4 protein-coding genes are annotated in these 2157 nt (G+C 53.0%); 2 read left to right on the forward strand and 2 right to left on the reverse strand.

The window, feature by feature from the left end; translation table 11 throughout:
- Positions 1-111: 111 nt before the first annotated feature.
- Positions 112-1389: an IS66 family transposase gene (tnpC, locus tag ACP5PX_RS08000; RefSeq protein ID WP_428085427.1), complete on the reverse strand. Its 1278-nt coding sequence runs from the start codon at positions 1387-1389 to the stop codon at positions 112-114.
- 100 nt (positions 1390-1489) lie between these two features.
- The gene (locus ACP5PX_RS08005; RefSeq protein WP_428085424.1) at positions 1490-1651 is read right to left on the reverse strand and encodes a DUF2080 family transposase-associated protein; all 162 of its coding nucleotides are present in this window, start codon (positions 1649-1651) and stop codon (positions 1490-1492) included.
- Positions 1652-1784: 133 nt separating this feature from the next.
- Between ACP5PX_RS08005 and ACP5PX_RS08010 the strand changes: the two genes are divergently transcribed.
- Positions 1785-1937: a DUF2080 family transposase-associated protein gene (locus ACP5PX_RS08010; RefSeq protein ID WP_428085425.1), complete on the forward strand. Its 153-nt coding sequence runs from the start codon at positions 1785-1787 to the stop codon at positions 1935-1937.
- On the forward strand, positions 1937-2157 hold a 221-nt coding region (locus ACP5PX_RS08015; protein ID WP_428085426.1), incomplete at its 3' end, for a hypothetical protein. The genes ACP5PX_RS08010 and ACP5PX_RS08015, both read left to right, overlap by 1 nt.

Genomic DNA, 2157 nt, shown 5'->3' on the forward strand with positions numbered 1-2157 from the left:
GGCGGTTATGGCCACCGCCCCCATCACAATTTTTGGATTTTTAAGCTCTTATTTTTTAAAAGACTGAGCCCCGAGCTCCTTTTAAATTATGTAACATGTATCTATTAAGCTTTAAGCCACCCCTCGCGGTTTCTCTCGTTTTTCTCTCATATTTTGCCAGGCTTCTGTTAAAGCATTTGACAGCTCTTCCTGCAAGCTCAGGCCCTGCTGCTTCCACGTCGCTAAAAGCGTGGGCAGGGTCTCGTATATCTGCATTCCCTTCTCGTTGCGAAGCGTCCCTATGATCTTCCGTTGAACGACGAGTTCTCTTAGCGCCCGCTCGGCCCTATTGTTAGTCGGCTCGACTCCAGGCACCGTGACGAAGGTGAACCAGAATGGGTATCCCCTCCTCATCTTCTCCACGAATTTTCTGACCCTGCTGCTCTTGTAGCGCTTGTTAATCAATCTCCTCATAGCTCGCATCGCAGTCCTGGCTAATTTAGCCCTCTCCTCAGGCGGAGGATCATCCTCTAGGGCCTTCTTGAGCCTGTCGAAAATCCTGTGCAGGCCCTCGGAGAGGGCCCTCGCTTCCTCATATTTTTCTCCGAGCTCCTTGGCTTCCCTAAGCAAGTGGGCCCAACACCGCTGGATCTTCGCCCCGCTCTTGCGCGCGTAGCTGTGGTGGGATCTCAGCCCATCGCCGACCAGCGTGCCATCCCAATCCTTCCCCAGGATCTCCTCCAAGACTTTTTGCGACTTCCTCTTCCTGATGACGAATAGAGTTTCCAGCTCGGTGACGAAGTCCCAGATCCAAAAATCAGTGCCGTCGACCTTGATCCCAGTTTGATCCGTATAAACAACTCTGGAGCTCCGAACGCTCGAGAGGATCTCCTCGTACTTGGGTCTAAGCCAGTTGCTCATCCTCCAGAGGAGCTCGAGCTCAGTCGGGGCCGAAATCTTAAGCCCCGACCTCTCGAAGACGGATCCAATCCTAGCGAGGGGGAGCCTCTCCTCGAATTTATGAAGCGTCGTTTGTACATACACGTTCTTCCCGAACCTCCCGACGGGAGGGCAGTCAGGGTGCACGGCCACGTTGTAAGTTCCGCAAGCGGTGCACTTGCCCCCGAGCTCTAGGTAGTCTATCACCTCCCCTGGCGATGGGTTGGAGATCTCCTCAACTATGTGATGATCTACTACTTCCGGTGGGGGAAGAAGGGCCCCGCATTTCTCGCAGCTTTCCCACTCCGGCGCTATCACGACATTAGGTTCTGGCTTAGGCCTCGTTCTCCCTGGGGATCTTTTAGGCTTTCCTGGGAACCTCTTTTCAGAAGTATCCCTCGAAACGACCCTGCGCCTCGTCCTAGGCAGGGGAACTTTGACGCTCTCGTAAAGCGCCAGCCTGCGCTTCAGCTTACCGTTCTCTTTTCGAGCTCAGCCTTTTCCCTTCTTAGCTGCTCGTTCTCGGCTTTCAGACGCTGGTATTCCTCCCAGATCTCGCAATTCGAGCAGATCATTTTTTCACGACAACCAAGTAAACTGTTTTACCAATGTGTTCCTTGGGGCAAATGACATGGGCCCCGTTCCCTATCGGGACAACTTCCTTTCTGATGATGTCCTCTACATCCACGGATAGAATCAATTTTTTCTTACTTAGTTCAAGCTCTTCTTTCATCGTATAAACTTGTTTATACCATTTAAATTTTTCGGCCGTGTCAGTATCTCCGAAAGGAGTTAGTTTCCTCATTCACCCCTCCCATTTAGGGTTACCACAATGCTTTTATGTTTGGATATCTATAGGATATCCGATGAAGAAAGTGCCCCTGAAGGTCCAGAGGCGGCTCGTGATCGTCGGGATACGGGGGTTCCTCATTCGCAAGGTCACCCCCTTCGGCAACAGCGCGAAGGTCGACTGCCCAAAGGAATACCTCGGGCGCACGGTCTACCTTGTGATAGTGTGATGCTGAACCGCGAGAAGGTCTTCCGAACGCTCACAACCCTCGACACGTTCGTCGACAGGGCGCTGAAGCTGAAACCGAAGGGACCGAACCTTTCTGGCTTCCACTTCACCCGGGACCTCCTGCGGGCCGCCGCATCGAACACGTACCTCGAGGCGGTCGGCAAACGGGCCGACTCCATCCACCTTGCGATCAAAAAGGTCCCCTCCTCCAAGGTTTACTG

Origin of the sequence: Hadarchaeum sp. (SeqCode), from assembly GCF_049969415.1 — an archaeon.
Lineage (GTDB): Archaea > Hadarchaeota > Hadarchaeia > Hadarchaeales > Hadarchaeaceae > Hadarchaeum.